The sequence below is a fragment of the Litoribacter populi genome (assembly GCF_007483685.1).
Taxonomy (GTDB): domain Bacteria; phylum Bacteroidota; class Bacteroidia; order Cytophagales; family Cyclobacteriaceae; genus Litoribacter; species Litoribacter populi.
This window is the reverse complement of the sequence record NZ_VMKN01000001.1, coordinates 3,146,055-3,161,045: the sequence shown is the minus strand read 5'-3', so window position 1 is coordinate 3,161,045 and position 14,991 is coordinate 3,146,055. Positions and strand designations below refer to the sequence as shown.

Here is a 14,991-nt window from a genome sequence, read left to right as displayed (position 1 = left end):
TAATTTATAGTTCCTTTATGGGTAGGTCTTGGCACCTTTTTCCCCCGTATGGGGACGGTTGCCAGAGGGTCCTCGAGCCTAATCTCTCGCCTCTTCTTTATAAATCAGTTGCCTGAAGTGTAGGGTAAAGTAAGGGATTATTTTTTGGAGAACCAAGGTTTCCCCACTTCATTATTCATCATTCGACATTTATCATTCGACATTCATCATTAAAAGTATGTGATTGACTGTTTTTCTTCGTACTTCGTATTTCTAACTTCGTACCTCCGAATTGGTACAAAGATACCATGTACCATCTACACCGCTGATTTGACCGCTTTCTTCAGCCTTCTTGCCCAGACTTCATCATTCATTATTCATCATTTCGGTTAGAGGTTTATTACCCGGCGCTGACGCGCGGCGGGTGGATTAAAGTTGAAGGCAGATGAAGATTGCCACCCACATAAGGAGATCGTTGCGAGGGAGGCGGAACCCTGTCTGCCGGTAGGCAGGGTTCTATGTAGTGTGCAGCCACGGAAGGGATGAGGGTACCGCAGCGACGTCAATTAAGGTGGATTCCGGCAGCCCTCATCCCGGCCGTAAATAAAATTTCCTGCTGGGCGTCGAGATAGGACAATGACAACAACGACAACAGTCCCGGTTAGGCGCAGTTTACCTCTTTCGGGAGGCCGACCCCGAATCTAAATATTAACACTTAACACCGGGATATCCGATTTAAAAAGCACCGTATCCGTCACCCCAATCTGATAGCTGCGCGCCCCCTTTCTATTCCCGCTCGCAATGGCGATAATACCAATCTGGTTCATCTCAGAAAATTGGAGAATCCCTTTCTCCACTTCCGGGGCATTGAATATATGCTTTTGGATAATGAGATCATGCTCACCCACTAAAAATCTTTCCATGGCCTCCATGGCATTTTCGCTGTCCTTTTCAGGGGAGTTTATGTAGACAAAGTTGAGGCTAGCCTGCAGGAAGTTGATCAATGGCTTTAGCTTGATGTAGGCAGGCTTGCTGTCTGCCGAAAAGATGGAAGCAAACGCTATTTTTCTAAGGGAGGCACTGTCCAGTACCGACTTGACCGCTAGAACAGGGCAAATCGATTGGCGGATTACTTTTTGGAGATTGGAACCCAAGAATTTGTCCGGTGTGTGCCCTTTACCATAGGCCCCCATCACAATCAGGTCAGCATTGAGACGCTTGGCATTTTCCAGGATTTTATTGGCCGGCAAACCTATATCCACGAAAGTTTCCACTGGGTTGGTGCTGATGGCATGTTCCAGTACGAAGGTGTCCAGTTTTTCCTTGGCCTCAGCCTCGAGTTCCATCAGCTCTTTGTGCTTATTGCGTTGCTCATCCGAGAGGCTCCCCCAGTCCAATGGGGAATTAACCACATTTATACAAGTAATATGGGCATCGCCCTTCGCTGCGATTTTCACCGCACTCAGCAGCGCATTTTCCGAATAGCCGGAGAAATCAATGGGAACTAATATTCTTTTCATAGTACTTTGGGGTCAAAAACTATAGTTAAAAATATACTCCTAATTATAAGTAAGTTACTAAAAATTAATGGTTAATGCTCAAATCAATATAGCAAAGTTTCGTGTTTGTCACGTGGTTGTACGTCCCGAAAGCGCTGCGCGGTTCTGGGCTGTTGTCTCGTCCGCCACGGCGGACTAGGTTGTCATGGTTGTCATTGTTCTATTCAGTGTGCAGCCACGGCTGGGATGAAGGTACCGCAGCGACGACAATGAACCTAGGTTCCGGCAGCCTTCATCCCGCCCTTAGGTATTTTCCTGCTGGGCGCGAAGATAGAACAATGACAACCCGACAACCGAGCCGGGGAGGCGCAGCCGACCCACGGCGGGACAACAGCGCAGCGGACAACCACGCCCCTAACTCTTTATCACCATCAACGGCACATGCGTATGATACGCCGTCTCTACCGTATGACTCTTACTGAACAACTGCTCAAAAAAGCTCCTCGTCTTGCTGAACATCACCAACATGGTATTCGGATGGTCTTTTAGAAACCTGTCCAGTCCCTTATTAAAGTTCTCATCCTTTTGGTTGAAAAACTCGAAATGCAGGTGCGGGAAACTTTCGTTTAGGTGACTTTTAAAACCCTTAAAGCTTATTTCAGTATCAAAATCATCCCCTTTGTCAATATGCAGCACCTCATAGGGTAATCCCAATGGAGAAGTCAGTTCAATCAGGTTTTCAATCGCCTTGCGGTCCTCTTTCTTCAACTCCACCGCCACGGTGATTTCTTGTAATCTCGAAAAACTGGCGTCATTGGGGATAGCCAATATTGGGGTTTTGGTTTCCTTGATCATGTCCGCGGTATTGGAACCCAAAAGCACTTTTTTGATGCCGCTAGCCCCTTGGGTTCCCATCACGATAAGGTCACTTTTGAGTTCCCTCGCTGCGGTGTTCACGGAAGTGGTCACCGTTCCCTGCACGATGATGTAATCCATTTTAAGCCCCTCGGTTTGGTGTTCCTTGATGGTTTTTTTGAGGTGTTTCTTGGCGTCTTTTTCTATCTGGTGTATGATCTGGGTGGCCTGCGCAGCAAAATCATAGACTGCATAATAAGAAAAAAGAAGCATTATCTCCCCCCCGGTTTTCATCACCATCTGCTTGGCAAACTCCAAAGCCACATCAGCATTCTCCGATAAGTCAGTTGGCACGAGTATTTTCATTTTTTAAAAGTTTATAGAGTGGTTTAAGTATCTAGATTAAGTTACTTATTATTTATGGAAAAAGAAAGCGTAGTTGTCCGCCTCGAAAGCGCTGCGCTGTTCGGGACTGTTGTCTCGTCCGCCACGGCGGACTAGGTTGTCATTGTTGTCGTTGTTCTATTCAGTGTGCAGCCACGGCTGGGATGAAGGTACCGCAGCAACAACAATAAAGGTGGGTTCCGGCAGCCTTCATCCCAACCATAAATAAAGTTTCCTGCTGGGCGCGAAGATAGAACAATGACAACCCGACAACTCAGCCGACCCACGGCGGGACAACAGCGAAGCGGACAACTACTAGGTAATGGAGAATTAGGAATGAGGAATTAATAACGAATGATGAACGCTGAACGCTGAATGATGAAGTGGGTTCCGGCAGCCTTCATCCCAGCCATAAATAAAGTTTCCTGCTGGGCGCAGAACTAGAACACTGACAACCCTGACAACAGTCCCGGGGAGGCGCAGCCGACCCACGGGACGGACAACAGCGAAGCGGACAACTACTAGGTAATGGAGAATTAGGAATTAGGAATGAGGAATTAATAATGAATGATGAACGCTGAATGATGAATGATGAAGTGGGTTCCGGCAGCCTTCATCCCAGCCGTAAATAAAGTTTCCTGCTGGGCGCAGAACTAGAACACTGACAACCCTGACAACAGTCCCGGGGAGGCGCAGCCGACCCACGGGACGGACAACCCTGACAACCACAACTTACACCCTCCACTCCCGACTTACGTAATCAATGAAATTATAAATCTTCACCCCAAGTTTACCGTATTTATTTGATAAATCTGAAGATAGCTCCATGACTTCAGGATAGAGTATAGATATTTTTTTGAGATGATTAATTGTCTCCAGATTACTGGCGTGCGCATAGTTTAAAAACCTCAAAAAGTCATTTTTATATTTCCTCCTCCCATAGCCTTCCACGATATTCGAGTTAATGGAATCTGCCGATCTTCTTATTTGGCTTCCCAGCTCATAAAGCTCCTGCTTTGGCAGAAAATGGCTAAAGCGGTGAGTTTCAATAAACAGCTCGAAAGAAATCTTGTAAATTTCGAGGTCATGATAAGTTTTCATAGTATCTAAAAGATTGTTTAAAAAAATCGTAAAGGAAAAAGTTAGAAAAAAGTTAATAGAAGTAAACAGGGTAATAGAGCCTTAATTTACGATCAAATTTGCAGATTTAAAAATAGTTGTTGTCGTGGTTGTCCTCCCGAAGCGAAGCTTCGGGATTGTTGTCTCGGCCCGCTATCGCGGACCTGGGTTGTCATTGTTGTCAGTGTTCTATGCAGTGTGCAGCCATAGGTATTTTCCTGCTGGGCGCGAAGGTAGAACAATGACAACAACGACAACAACCCCGGGGAGGCGCAGCCGACCCACGGGGTGGACAACAGCGAAGCGGACAACTACTAGGTAATGGAGAATTAGGATGAGGAATTAATAACGAATGATGAACGCTGAATGATGAATGATGAAGTGGGTTCCGGCAGCCTTCATCCCAGCCGTAAATAAAGTTTCCTGCTGGGCGCGAAGGTAGAACAATGACAACAACGACAACAACCCCGGGGAGGCGCAGCCGACCCACGGGGTGGACAACAGCGAAGCGGACAACTACTAGGTAATGGAGAATTAGGAATGAGGAATTAATAACGAATGATGAACGCTGAATGATGAATGATGAAGTGGGTTCCGGCAGCCTTCATCCCAGCCGTAAATAAAGTTTCCTGCTGGGCGCGAAGGTAGAACAATGACAACAACGACAACAACCCCGGGGAGGCGCAGCCGACCCACGGGGTGGACAACAGCGAAGCGGACAACTACTAGGTAATGGAGAATTAGGAATGAGGAATTAATAACGAATGATGAACGCTGAATGATGAATGATGAAGTGGGTTCCGGCAGCCTTCATCCCAGCCGTAAATAAAGTTTCCTGCTGGGCGCGAAGGTAGAACAATGACAACAACGACAACAACCCCGGGGAGGCGCAGCCGACCCACGGGGTGGACAACAGCGAAGCGGACAACTACTAGGTAATGGAGAATTAGGAATGAGGAATTAATAATGAATGATGAACGCTGAATGATGAATGATGAAGTGGGTTCCGGCAGCCTTCATCCCAGCCGTAAATAAAGTTTCCTGCTGGACGCGAAGATAGAACAATGACAACCCGACAACCGAGCCGTGGAGGCGCAGCCGACCCACGGCGGGACAACAGCGAAGCGGACAACTTTCCCTACACAAACACCAAACTCCACAACATCACCGCCACAAACGCCGTCCACGGCCCCAGCAATATCAACATCAGCCCACCCGGCCTAAACTGCTTCTGCTCAATCAACCCAGTAGCATAACTAATCGCATTAGACGGAGTCGAAACCGGCAACAAAAGACTACAGCTGCAGCTGATCGCCACAATCAACGGAACCGCCACCGCATAAAGGCCAGGCAACGAAAGACCAAGTGGCACCAAGATGGAAGCCGCCGCCGTGTTGCTCATTACATTGGACAGCATCACCGCCACTAAGCTAAACACAATCGCAATCCCATAGGTGGGGATAGGTAGCCTGTTTACCTCACCCATGACAATGTCTGCAAGACCTACTTCCACAAGTGCAATGCCCAGAGCCAAGCCCCCGGCCACCAACATCAACGTATCCCAAGGCAAGGTTCTGACCTGATCCGCCATGATTACCTGCGTCATGGTCAGCAATACAATTGGAACAGCAGAAGTGGCTGCCACAGGAATGCCGTGAATAGGTTCGGTAAGCCACATCAGTATTGTCACCGCCAAAGTAAAAATCACCGCCTTTCTTTTGAACGGATCCACTTTGTCGCTGCTTTTGGGCAACTTTGAAATATCTATCTCCAAGCCCTTGAGCTTGTTGCGGGTCACCAGAAACTTCCAGAAAGCCACTACCAAAAATATACCCACCGGGAAACCAAAGATCATCCAATCCATAAAAGTCAAGTTGATTCCATTTTCCTGCAAGGCACCCACGGCGATGGCGTTTGGCGTGCTGCCAATTATGGTTCCTATGCCGCCAACTGATGCAGCAGCCGGAATACCCGTGAGCAAGGCAATTGAGTAGGGAGACTTTTTGCCCATCAGGTGGATGAGGGGGATGATACTGGAAACCATCATGGCTGTGGTGGCCGTATTGGACATCACCATACTGGCTACTCCGGTGGTGAGCATAAGGCCCAGAAGCAATTTTTCAGGCTGACTGCCAAACCTTCGGATGGTGAAGCGGAAAAGTGAACGGTCGAGTTCCACCACCCGCATACCCTCCGCCAAAAAGAACCCGCCCAGCAAGAGCCATATCACATTGCTGGTCCAGGTGCCGACGTAGATATCTACGGGACTGCTTTCATCAATTATATAATCTGTCCCGAAACCCAGCAGGAGGGTAGCGATGATAAAGATGCCGACGGCAAAAGGAGGTATTGCTTCTGTCACCCAGAGGCCTATCGAGAGCATGGAGAGAAAGAAGACGTAATTAACCGCCTCCCCATATCCCAACCCATCAAAAAAATATGTGACAACCAGCGCAATCACAAAATTCCCGATAAACGTGGAAGTATTAAATATCCACCCCAAACGTAATTTCCTGTACCATTTCAGAGCGGCATACCGCGAATCGCTATCAAACATATTTCAGGTAGTAGTTACCTCATAAAATTAGGAAACTATGTCAAGACAATCAAGTACCTTACTACCTTCATCTCCGCCCGTGGCTGCACACAGGATAGAACAATGACAACCATGACAACAACCCCGTCCTTTTGCGCAGCAAAGGCCACGGGGTGGACAACGGCGTAGCGGACAACCAACTATCTCAGCGGCGAATCTACTATCTACTATTTACCAGAATAGGATGTAGAAAGTAGATTCCCGGCGCTGTCGCGCGGCGGGAGGGTTAGAAGGTTAGAGATGAAGGCAGATGAAGGCAGTTGAAGGTTGCCACCCGCATCCCCTCGACCTCGCTTGCGCCTTAAATCATAAGCTTTAAACCTTAAACCCTCAAACCTTCCCGCAGGGAATTAAACCTCTACACTCTTTTTAGTTAAGAATTCTTTCACTATTTTGCCCCACAATCCCAGAATAATCCAAATACCTTCCCCAAATGAAAGTCCTAATAGTTGACGACGAAAAACATGCCCAGGATACCCTGGAGATCTTGCTGAAAAAAGACTTCCCCAGCCAGTTTCAGATCGTAGGCAAATGCTTCTCCCTGGATGAGGCCCTCCAGCACCTCAGGGAAAAAGGTCACCCCGACCTGGTATTTCTCGATGTGCAGATGCCCCACCGGAGCGGGTTCGAACTCTTTGCCGAAATGCCACACCGGGACTTTGAAGTCATCTTCACCACCGCACATGACATGACCCGCGAGGCTATCAACCTGCGACCCTTCGGCTATATCCTCAAGCCCATCAACCCGAATGAGCTCAAAAGCAAAATGGAGGAGTTTATCGAAAACTATGAGGAAACCAACATAAACCGCAAACTCGACTCTCTGATTGGCAATTCCCAATCGCTGGAACTCCAACTGTTCTCCACCAACGATAACATTGAGTTTGTCCATAACCATGAAATAGCCTACATGAAAGGTGATAGGGGATATACTTCCATCTATAAAACGGACGGCACAGAAATCATGGTGTCCAAAAACCTGAAAGCTGTCCAGGAAAATTACCCCGAAAAACAGTTTATGCGCGTCAGCAAATCCCTGGTGCTCAACATCAAAAATATCATCCGCTACGATAAAAAGCACAACAAGCTTTTTATGAAGGACAACCTAATTTTGGATGCCGGCTCCAATACCATCAAGAATATAAAGATTTAACACCTTGGCAAAGAATTTCCTCCTCGCCATCCTTGTCTTGCTGTTGGCCCTGCCCAGTATGGCCCAACAGCGACCGACTAAGCAGTACACCACCCTGGACGGCCTGCCCAACAACGGCATCCGCTCCCTGTATTACAATTCCCGTGGCGTACTCTGGATAGGCACCGAAAACGGCGTCTCCAAAATGCGCAACGGGGAATTCCTCAACTTCGACGAGTCCCACGGACTGGCCTTCAACAACTGCTGGGCTATCACCGAAGACAGCCAAGGAGACATGTGGTTTGGTAGCTATGGGGGAGGAGTAAGTTTGTTTGACGGGAACCGATTCAAAGTATTCGATCGAGAAAAAGGACTGGTCAACAACAAAGTCAGAAAGCTCTCCTACCACAACGGAAAAATATATGTAGGTACCGAAAACGGGGTTTCCATCATCGATGAAGTCACCCATGAGGTCACAAAGGTCTCCGACTCCCAATATGATCACGAACAAAGCTATGTGTCCAGCTTTCAGTTCTTGGATGATCGTGTCTTTTATACCACCTATGGGGTAGGCACTTTTGAGATCAAGGAAAGTAACAATGGAATTGCCAGTGTTCCCCACAATGAGCAGCAGCTGATTTACTTCAGCAAATCCCTCGATGATGAGATTTTCATGGCCGACAAAGGTCAGGTATGCAAGGTTAGTGCTTCCGGTTTTTTGGATAAAAAGCTGGCCAGCAACTCTTTTGGACAATCAGTGATTTGGGATCTGGTAGAAACCAATTCAAAAAAACGATTTGCCGCGGCCTGGGGACTCTACAACAAAGACGGAGGGTTGTTTGAGATCAAGGACAATACCATGATTGACATGAGCAGGCATTTCAACATGGAGTCAAAAACAATCCTTGCCCTTGCTTATGATCCACAGCAAAATGTGCTTTACGTAGGCTCCAATGATGAAGGACTGTTCAAGTTGTATCTCGATGAAACCATTATCTATAAACCCTTCATTGACCGAAAGGTAAAAGCATTTGCCGAAATTGAGGGACAAAAAGCCGTACTGCACTCCAAAGGTTTGTCCTTGAACAAAAATAATAAGCTGCAGGAAACGGACCTCGCATCCTTCAAAAATGCCCAAATAGACTACCTGAAATCCAATGCCGACCATCTGCCAAAACATAAAGATGATTTCTTCGAGCTCCAGTTTGACCTACCGGCTGAGGATATAGAGTTTTATGAACTCCATACCAACAAAGGTCATTATTGGCTCAACAGCAACATTGGGATATTTGAGGTGAACAGGGAAGGGGAGATCTTGACCTATATGCCGGTACATGCCTATCATATAGGGTTTACCCTTGATGGAAAATTGATGGAATCCAACTTTTATGGGGGAACAAGAATTTATGAGGACCCCAGGAAAATGGTGTACACCTACTTTTCAGATTTGGAGCCACAAAACCCGGTTCAGGTTGCCAATATCCGAAACTCAGGTTCGAGGACTTATCTGGCCTCTGTTTTCCATGGCCTTTACGCCTATGAAGATGGGAAATTCAAATCACTGGAAAAGGAGGGGCTATGGGACGAGCTCAAGCTGAAGCGTTTGCATTTTACCAAAAATGGCAAGCTTGTGATCGCTACAGAGTTTGGAGAGGTTTATATTGCTGAGGACCATCCTGATTTCCGCATTACCGAAAAGATAGAAAAAGACGTCATTGTAGGCAACACGGTACTGTTTGTCGAATCCTATCAGGATTATCTCATCATTGCCACCGAGCGGGGATTGAATTTCTTCAAGGATGGAAGATTGAGGTTTTTTGACGAGGAACAGGGTTTTACCCACAAGATCTTCACAGCCGCCAAAGTGGTGGGAGACGAGTTTCTGGTGGGTACAAATAAAGGATATTACAAAGTTAACCTGCCTGCCTTGCTGGAGGAGAAAAACTACGAATTTGAGTTGGGCCTCTATCAGCTCAATGTCAACCACAAACCTTATGAGGGTGGGGTATTTAAATGGTTTGTCTTTGAAAAAGAATACTTAAAACTTGACCACGACCAAAACACCCTTTCCCTGGCTTTTTCTCCCCATAGGCATCCTTTCCCTGAAAAGTTACTTTACAGGTACCGCTTGAAGCCTGGAGAGGAGTGGAGTCCTTACCAGACAGAGACAAAAATCACCTTGCCCTATTTGCCCAAAGGAGATTATCGAATAGAGGTGCAGGTGCATGATTTGCAAAATGATTCCCTCAGTATACATGAACTGTTGGCCTTTACCATCCAGCCCCCGATTTACCTGACCTGGTGGTTTTTGTTCTTTTCCAGCGTCTGGGTTATTTTGATTGTGTATGGGGTTTACCGCTACAGGATGCGTAAGGTCAAGCAGGAAGAGCAAAAGAAAGCCGCCATAGAAACCCGTATCGTGGAAACCAAGCTAGAGGCCCTGCGCAGCCAGATGAACCCTCATTTCATCTACAATGCAATGAATTCCATACAGTTCTACATGCTCAACAACGAGACCGATACAGCCTTGGAATTCCTGCATGCCTTCACAGGCCTGATCCGCAGCACCTTGTATTTCAGTTCTCAGCAGACCATTACCTTGGATGAGGAAGTACAGTTTCTGGGCAATTACATCAATTTGGAAAACATGCGATTTGACAACCGTGTGAGTTTTAAGATGAATATCGATGAAAGGTTAAACGTCAAAGAGACCTTGATTCCGCCTTTGTTGCTGCAGCCTTTTGTAGAAAATGTTTTTGTCCATGCCTTCGACCATCAGCATGATAATCCGGAGCTTACCCTTTCCTTCCATTTGACCGAAGACGGCAACATGCTTTGTGAGGTGAAGGACAACGGCATGGGCACCCCAAAGGTCAAGATGCCTAAGCTCCACCAGTCTAAGGGCACCTACCTGGTGAAAGAGCGCATGGAACTCATGCGTGGCAAAGTCGACACCCCGTATCACTTCAACTCCGTCCCCGGCCAAGGCACCATTGTCCAGCTTGTCCTGCCGGCCAGATTTGTGGTGGAGGGTGTGATTGAGGAGCTTGTGGTGAGTGCGGAGCACTGAGCAAGGAGGACTGAGCAAGGAGCACTGAGCGCTGGGCACGGAGTAAGGGTTCTCGCAACGAGCGCAACGAGTACGCAGCGAGCCTCCCTATGCCGGAAGGCAGGCGCAACGCAAGGGGCGATTGGCGCAGAAATAGCGTTTCTTTCCTGCCTTCACTTCATTATTCATCATTTCTACCAAGTAGTTGTCCGCTTCGCAGTTGTCCACCCCGTGGGTCGGCTTCGCCTCCCCGGGACTGTTGTCGAGTTGTCGTTGTTCTACCTTCGCGCCCAGCAGGAATTTATCTACGGGCGGGATGAAGGCTGCCGGAACCCACCTTCATTGTCGTCGCTGCGGTACCTTCATTGTCCTCGCTGCGGTACCTTCATCCCACCCGTGGCTGCACACAGATTAGAACAACGACAACCCTGACAACTGAGGGCCGTAGGACCGAGACAACAATCCCGAAGCTTCGCTTCGGGAGGACAACCACGTATCTCCCCAACAATTCCCCCCTCTCACCCGTTAAATTTTAAACTTTAAACTTTAAACCGTTTTAAACCTATAAACCAAAATGAACCACTACGTCCTCTTCTACACCACCATCGACAATTACATAGAAAAAAGAACGCCTTTCAGAGAAGAGCATCTGCGATTGGCAAATGAGGCAAGAGATAGGGGAGAGCTGATACTGGCCGGAGCCCTGGAAAACCCCGCCGACGGTGCCCTCCTCGTCTTCAAGGCCCCTTCCCCCGCCATCGCCGAGCAATTCGCCGAAAACGATCCTTATGTGAAAAATGGGTTGATTACAAAGTGGTTTGTACGCCCTTGGAAGGTAGTAGTGGAGAACTGAGCACGGAGCACTGAGCATTGGGCACTGAGCTTCTCCCTCATAGCGAATTAGGAGGGACGACGAGTGAAGCTGTTGTCGTTGTTCTACCTACGCGCCCAGCAGGAATTTACCTACGGCTGGGATGAAAGCTGCCGCAACCCACCTTCATTGTTGTCGCTGCGGTCACCTTCATCCCGCCCGTGGCTGCGCACTAAATAGAACAATGACAACCCTGACAACTGAGGGACGCAGGACCGAGACAACAATCCCGAAGCTTCGCTTCGGGAGGACAACCACGCCCTTAACCTTAACCCTTTAAACCTCTCTCTCCAGTTTCTCCAATATCCTGAATCCCAGCTTCTCATTATACTCCCTGATCATATCCGGCAGCCGGAAAAAGTCCGCGATCCACCACACCAGCAAACCACCGGCGGTAACCCAAAAAAGCACCTGCTTGCCCCATCTATCCTGATAGGCATAGTGAAACGGAAAAATAAGCACCAAGGCAATGTAGGCCCATAAAAGCGATTTGACCTGGGCCATATACAGGTCCAGAAACTCCATTTTCTTATTTGTAGGCAATAGGCTTAGTTCCGCCATCAGGGCGGGGGTCATGTATTTTCGGATATCCTCCGACACATGGGTCTGCTGGGACAAAAATTTCTCCATCCCCAAAAGTAACCCATGCCCTTCTTTTTCCATTATCCAATGTACCAAAGCCCATTTGAACAAACAAAAGTGGGTTTTGGGGGAACGAGCACTGGGTGGCGAGCACGGTTTCTCGCAAGGATCGCCACGAGACCGCAGCGGGCGAAACGATTCCTCATTCCTAACTCTCCATTTTTACCTCGTTGTTGTCATAGTTGTCCGTCCCGTGGGTCGGCTGCGCCTCCCCGGGACTGTTGTCGAGTTGTCGTTGTTCTATCTTCGCGCCCAGCAGGAATTTACTTACGGGCGGGATGAAGGCTGCCGAAACCCACCTTCATTGTCGTCGCTGCGGTCACCCTCATCCCGCCCGTGGCTGCACACTGCATAGAACAATGACAACCCTGACAACCCAGGTCCGCGATAGCGGGCCGAGACAACAATCCCGAAGCTTCGCTTCGGGAGGACAACCACGCACACAAAAAAAAGGCAGCCGTAACACAGCCACCTTTTTCAATTGTTCAACCACCCTTGTTTCCTAATGAAACAAAGCTTTTTTGATCTCAGCCAAATGGGTCTCGCTTTCCATGTTGGCCAGGACAATATCGTGAATGTTGAAGCCCAGCAGACAGTTGCCCAGCTGGTTTTCAAGAAAGAATTTCGATTCTAATTTGTGTGTGCCCAAGAGCTTTTTCTCATCCCTGTCCCTGAAGGTGGCGATGGGCACGATGATCTTGTGGCCGTTGATTACCCGGTTGATGAACTCCATATGCACCTTCACCTGTATGGCATAGTCCACATCGTCCAGAGCCCGCTTGCCGTCAAACATAAAGATGAAAGCATCCCTGTTCTCCAGTTCCTCCCGCATGCTATTCGCATCCTTCCTATGTATAAGCGGATCCTCCAGTTCAATCCTCCTGTCGCCTTCCACCATCACCGTCCGGTTGCGGCTCGGCTGGTTGTACGAACTTATCTTCTTAGACAGCGAAGCCTTCCGAAAGTATTCCACCAGCACATTCTTCGCTTGCTCCTCCAACCCCAGCAAACCCAATGACACGCTCTGCGCCCCCGCCTCGAAGAAACAAAATCCCCGGGTGCCGGTAAACATAAAGCTGCTGTCTTGAAGTAATACTATCGGGATCATAGAACCTGTATCATTATCACTCTACAAACATACCCGATGACCATCACCTTTCCATCCCCAATTGACAAACGCCACTTTCAGCAAACAAAACGGTGGTTTGGGTGAACAAAACGATTTCTCGCCACGGCGCAAAGAGGATGCAGCGGACGCAAGGAGGAGTGACGTTATGATCAGAACTAAGCGTTTCTTTCCTGAACCACTTCATCATTCATTATTAATTCCTCATTCCTAATTCTCCATTACCTAGTAGTTGTCCGCTTCGCTGTTGTCCCGCCGTGGGTCGGCTTCGCCTCCCCGGCTCGGTTGTCAGGGTTGTCTTTGTTCTACCTCCGCGCCCAGCAGGAATTTACCTACGGCTGGGATGAAGGCATAGTAGCGTGGTCTACATTTCTTCCCTTAATCTAGCTCCCCTTTAGGGGTTGGGGGTGTCGTCGCTGAAGAACCTTCATCCCTTCCGTGGCTGCACACTACATAGAACACTGACAACAATGACAACCCAGGTCCGCGATAGCGGGCCGAGACAACAGACCCGAACAGCGAAGCGTCTTCGGGAGGACAACCACGAATACCATTTTTTAATCCGCCATTTTGATCGTAAATTAAAACGAGTTAGCCACAACCACCATGCTTCTACGCAAATACAAATCCCTACGCTACCACCTTGCCGTCCAAACGCAAAATCTGCGGGATTATCTCTCCGTGCTGTGGGTTTACCAGCGGTACATGGGATCCCAAAAGGATAGGGGACAACCCATCGTCCATTTTGAACTCACCCAAGCCAAACGATACAGCCGATACCTCTACCTGCTGATCAAATTCTTTCTGATGAATGGCCATAGGGTGTATATACAGATGAGCCTGGGAGATAGGTACTACTTCAAAAAGGACAGCTCCACACAATACCTGTTTCAGGAAAAAGACATTACATTCGGCCACCCCCCAAAAAACACCACCTGCCTAACTTTCAACGATAGCAACATCAGCCTGGATTATTTTGGCCGTTCATCCCGGGATAAATCTTACCATATCCCCATCGGCCAACACCCTGAGATGTATTTCCGGGGTTATTGGAATGAGGAAATAAAGGAAACACAGCCCCGCAATAGATCCATAATCTTCATCGGAAGCTTTGAGGAGAAAAATTATAGCCAGACGGACAACGAGAACACCTTCAACGTCATCAGCCGGTATCCGCTATATAAACAGCTGAACCAACATCCAGCATTCTTGGAACTGTGCGGGGAACAGGAGTTGGAGGACTTTCTCGATTCCAAGCAGGATCACAAACTCGTAATCCTTAACTGCAGCAAGGGCACCCCGATCTGCCAATCGAAGATCAGAGCATACTTAGGCAGGTTTGAGTTTTTCTTCGCATTTCCGGGAGTGGTGATGCCCCTTTGCCACAACATCGTGGAAGCCATGTCCGCAGGTTGTATTCCCATCATGCAAAGCGAGTACGCCCGAGTGATGAAGCCCACCTTCGCACCTGATTTAAATTGCCTCACCTTCGAAAATCTGCAAGACGTAAATGAAAAAATAAACACCTTCTTATCTTTGCCCCAGGAAAAAATAGAGGAACTCAGAACTAACTTAACATCCCTCTACCAATCCCAACTCACCCCGCAAGCCATAGTGGCCAACCTTGTATCAGGAGAATACGATAAGGTCTACGTGCTTGGTGAGTATCATAGCGTACATTATGGGTGGAAAGAGTGAGGTGTCATTGTTGTCGTGGTTGTCCAGCCGTGAGTCGGCTT

Annotated in this window: 10 protein-coding genes and 1 riboswitch; of the genes, 4 read left to right on the top strand and 6 right to left on the bottom strand. The window is 48.1% G+C overall.

Annotation, left to right across the window (positions count from 1 at the left end):
* Position 1: 1 nt before the first annotated feature.
* Positions 2-106: riboswitch (SAM riboswitch) on the bottom strand.
* A gap of 574 nt (positions 107-680) precedes the next feature.
* The 4 genes from FPL27_RS13715 to FPL27_RS13700 all read right to left on the bottom strand — a co-directional run bounded on the left by FPL27_RS13715 (position 681) and on the right by FPL27_RS13700 (position 6,393).
* Positions 681-1,499 (bottom strand): universal stress protein, encoded by an 819-nt coding sequence (locus FPL27_RS13715; RefSeq protein ID WP_143961631.1) that lies wholly within the window; start codon positions 1,497-1,499, stop codon positions 681-683.
* A gap of 393 nt (positions 1,500-1,892) precedes the next feature.
* Positions 1,893-2,699 carry a universal stress protein gene (locus FPL27_RS13710; RefSeq protein ID WP_143961630.1) on the bottom strand — a complete coding sequence of 269 codons (807 nt, stop codon included), beginning with the start codon at positions 2,697-2,699 and terminating at the stop codon, positions 1,893-1,895.
* Positions 2,700-3,449: 750 nt separating this feature from the next.
* Positions 3,450-3,818 carry a four helix bundle protein gene (locus FPL27_RS13705; RefSeq protein ID WP_143961629.1) on the bottom strand — a complete coding sequence of 123 codons (369 nt, stop codon included), beginning with the start codon at positions 3,816-3,818 and terminating at the stop codon, positions 3,450-3,452.
* Positions 3,819-4,974: 1,156 nt separating this feature from the next.
* Positions 4,975-6,393, bottom strand: coding sequence for an SLC13 family permease (locus FPL27_RS13700; RefSeq protein WP_143961628.1), 1,419 nt, complete (start codon positions 6,391-6,393; stop codon positions 4,975-4,977).
* Positions 6,394-6,865: 472 nt separating this feature from the next.
* Between FPL27_RS13700 and FPL27_RS13695 the strand changes: the two genes are divergently transcribed.
* The 3 genes from FPL27_RS13695 to FPL27_RS13685 all read left to right on the top strand — a co-directional run bounded on the left by FPL27_RS13695 (position 6,866) and on the right by FPL27_RS13685 (position 11,466).
* The gene (locus tag FPL27_RS13695; RefSeq protein WP_143961627.1) at positions 6,866-7,585 is read left to right on the top strand and encodes a LytR/AlgR family response regulator transcription factor; all 720 of its coding nucleotides are present in this window, start codon (positions 6,866-6,868) and stop codon (positions 7,583-7,585) included.
* 4 nt (positions 7,586-7,589) lie between these two features.
* Positions 7,590-10,634, top strand: coding sequence for a histidine kinase (locus FPL27_RS13690; protein WP_143961626.1), 3,045 nt, complete (start codon positions 7,590-7,592; stop codon positions 10,632-10,634).
* A 553-nt stretch (positions 10,635-11,187) separates the two neighbouring features.
* Positions 11,188-11,466 carry a YciI-like protein gene (locus tag FPL27_RS13685; RefSeq protein ID WP_143961625.1) on the top strand — a complete coding sequence of 93 codons (279 nt, stop codon included), beginning with the start codon at positions 11,188-11,190 and terminating at the stop codon, positions 11,464-11,466.
* 294 nt (positions 11,467-11,760) lie between these two features.
* Here FPL27_RS13685 and FPL27_RS13680 read toward each other — a convergent pair whose 3' ends face one another.
* Together FPL27_RS13680 and FPL27_RS13675 are read right to left on the bottom strand one after the other, a co-directional pair.
* Complete coding sequence (locus tag FPL27_RS13680) at positions 11,761-12,177, bottom strand: hypothetical protein (protein WP_143961624.1); 417 nt, start codon at positions 12,175-12,177, stop codon at positions 11,761-11,763.
* Positions 12,178-12,628: 451 nt separating this feature from the next.
* Positions 12,629-13,234: a hypothetical protein gene (locus tag FPL27_RS13675; RefSeq protein ID WP_143961623.1), complete on the bottom strand. Its 606-nt coding sequence runs from the start codon at positions 13,232-13,234 to the stop codon at positions 12,629-12,631.
* A gap of 624 nt (positions 13,235-13,858) precedes the next feature.
* On the opposite strand from FPL27_RS13675, the gene FPL27_RS13670 reads away from it, so the two are divergent.
* Positions 13,859-14,950, top strand: a complete 1,092-nt coding sequence (locus FPL27_RS13670) for a glycosyltransferase (RefSeq protein ID WP_143961622.1) — start codon at positions 13,859-13,861, stop codon at positions 14,948-14,950.
* Positions 14,951-14,991: the final 41 nt, after the last annotated feature.

What these genes read in the sequence shown, in the direction of transcription:
- FPL27_RS13715 (WP_143961631.1), bottom strand. Translation starts at nt 1,499, where the DNA reads ATGAAAAGAATATTAGTTCCCATTGATTTCTCCGGCTATTCGGAAAAT.
- FPL27_RS13710 (WP_143961630.1), bottom strand. Translation starts at nt 2,699, where the DNA reads ATGAAAATACTCGTGCCAACTGACTTATCGGAGAATGCTGATGTGGCT.
- FPL27_RS13700 (WP_143961628.1), bottom strand. Translation starts at nt 6,393, where the DNA reads ATGTTTGATAGCGATTCGCGGTATGCCGCTCTGAAATGGTACAGGAAA.
- FPL27_RS13695 (WP_143961627.1), top strand. Translation starts at nt 6,866, where the DNA reads ATGAAAGTCCTAATAGTTGACGACGAAAAACATGCCCAGGATACCCTG.
- FPL27_RS13675 (WP_143961623.1), bottom strand. Translation starts at nt 13,234, where the DNA reads ATGATCCCGATAGTATTACTTCAAGACAGCAGCTTTATGTTTACCGGC.
- FPL27_RS13685 (WP_143961625.1), top strand. Translation starts at nt 11,188, where the DNA reads ATGAACCACTACGTCCTCTTCTACACCACCATCGACAATTACATAGAA.
- FPL27_RS13670 (WP_143961622.1), top strand. Translation starts at nt 13,859, where the DNA reads ATGCTTCTACGCAAATACAAATCCCTACGCTACCACCTTGCCGTCCAA.
- FPL27_RS13705 (WP_143961629.1), bottom strand. Translation starts at nt 3,818, where the DNA reads ATGAAAACTTATCATGACCTCGAAATTTACAAGATTTCTTTCGAGCTG.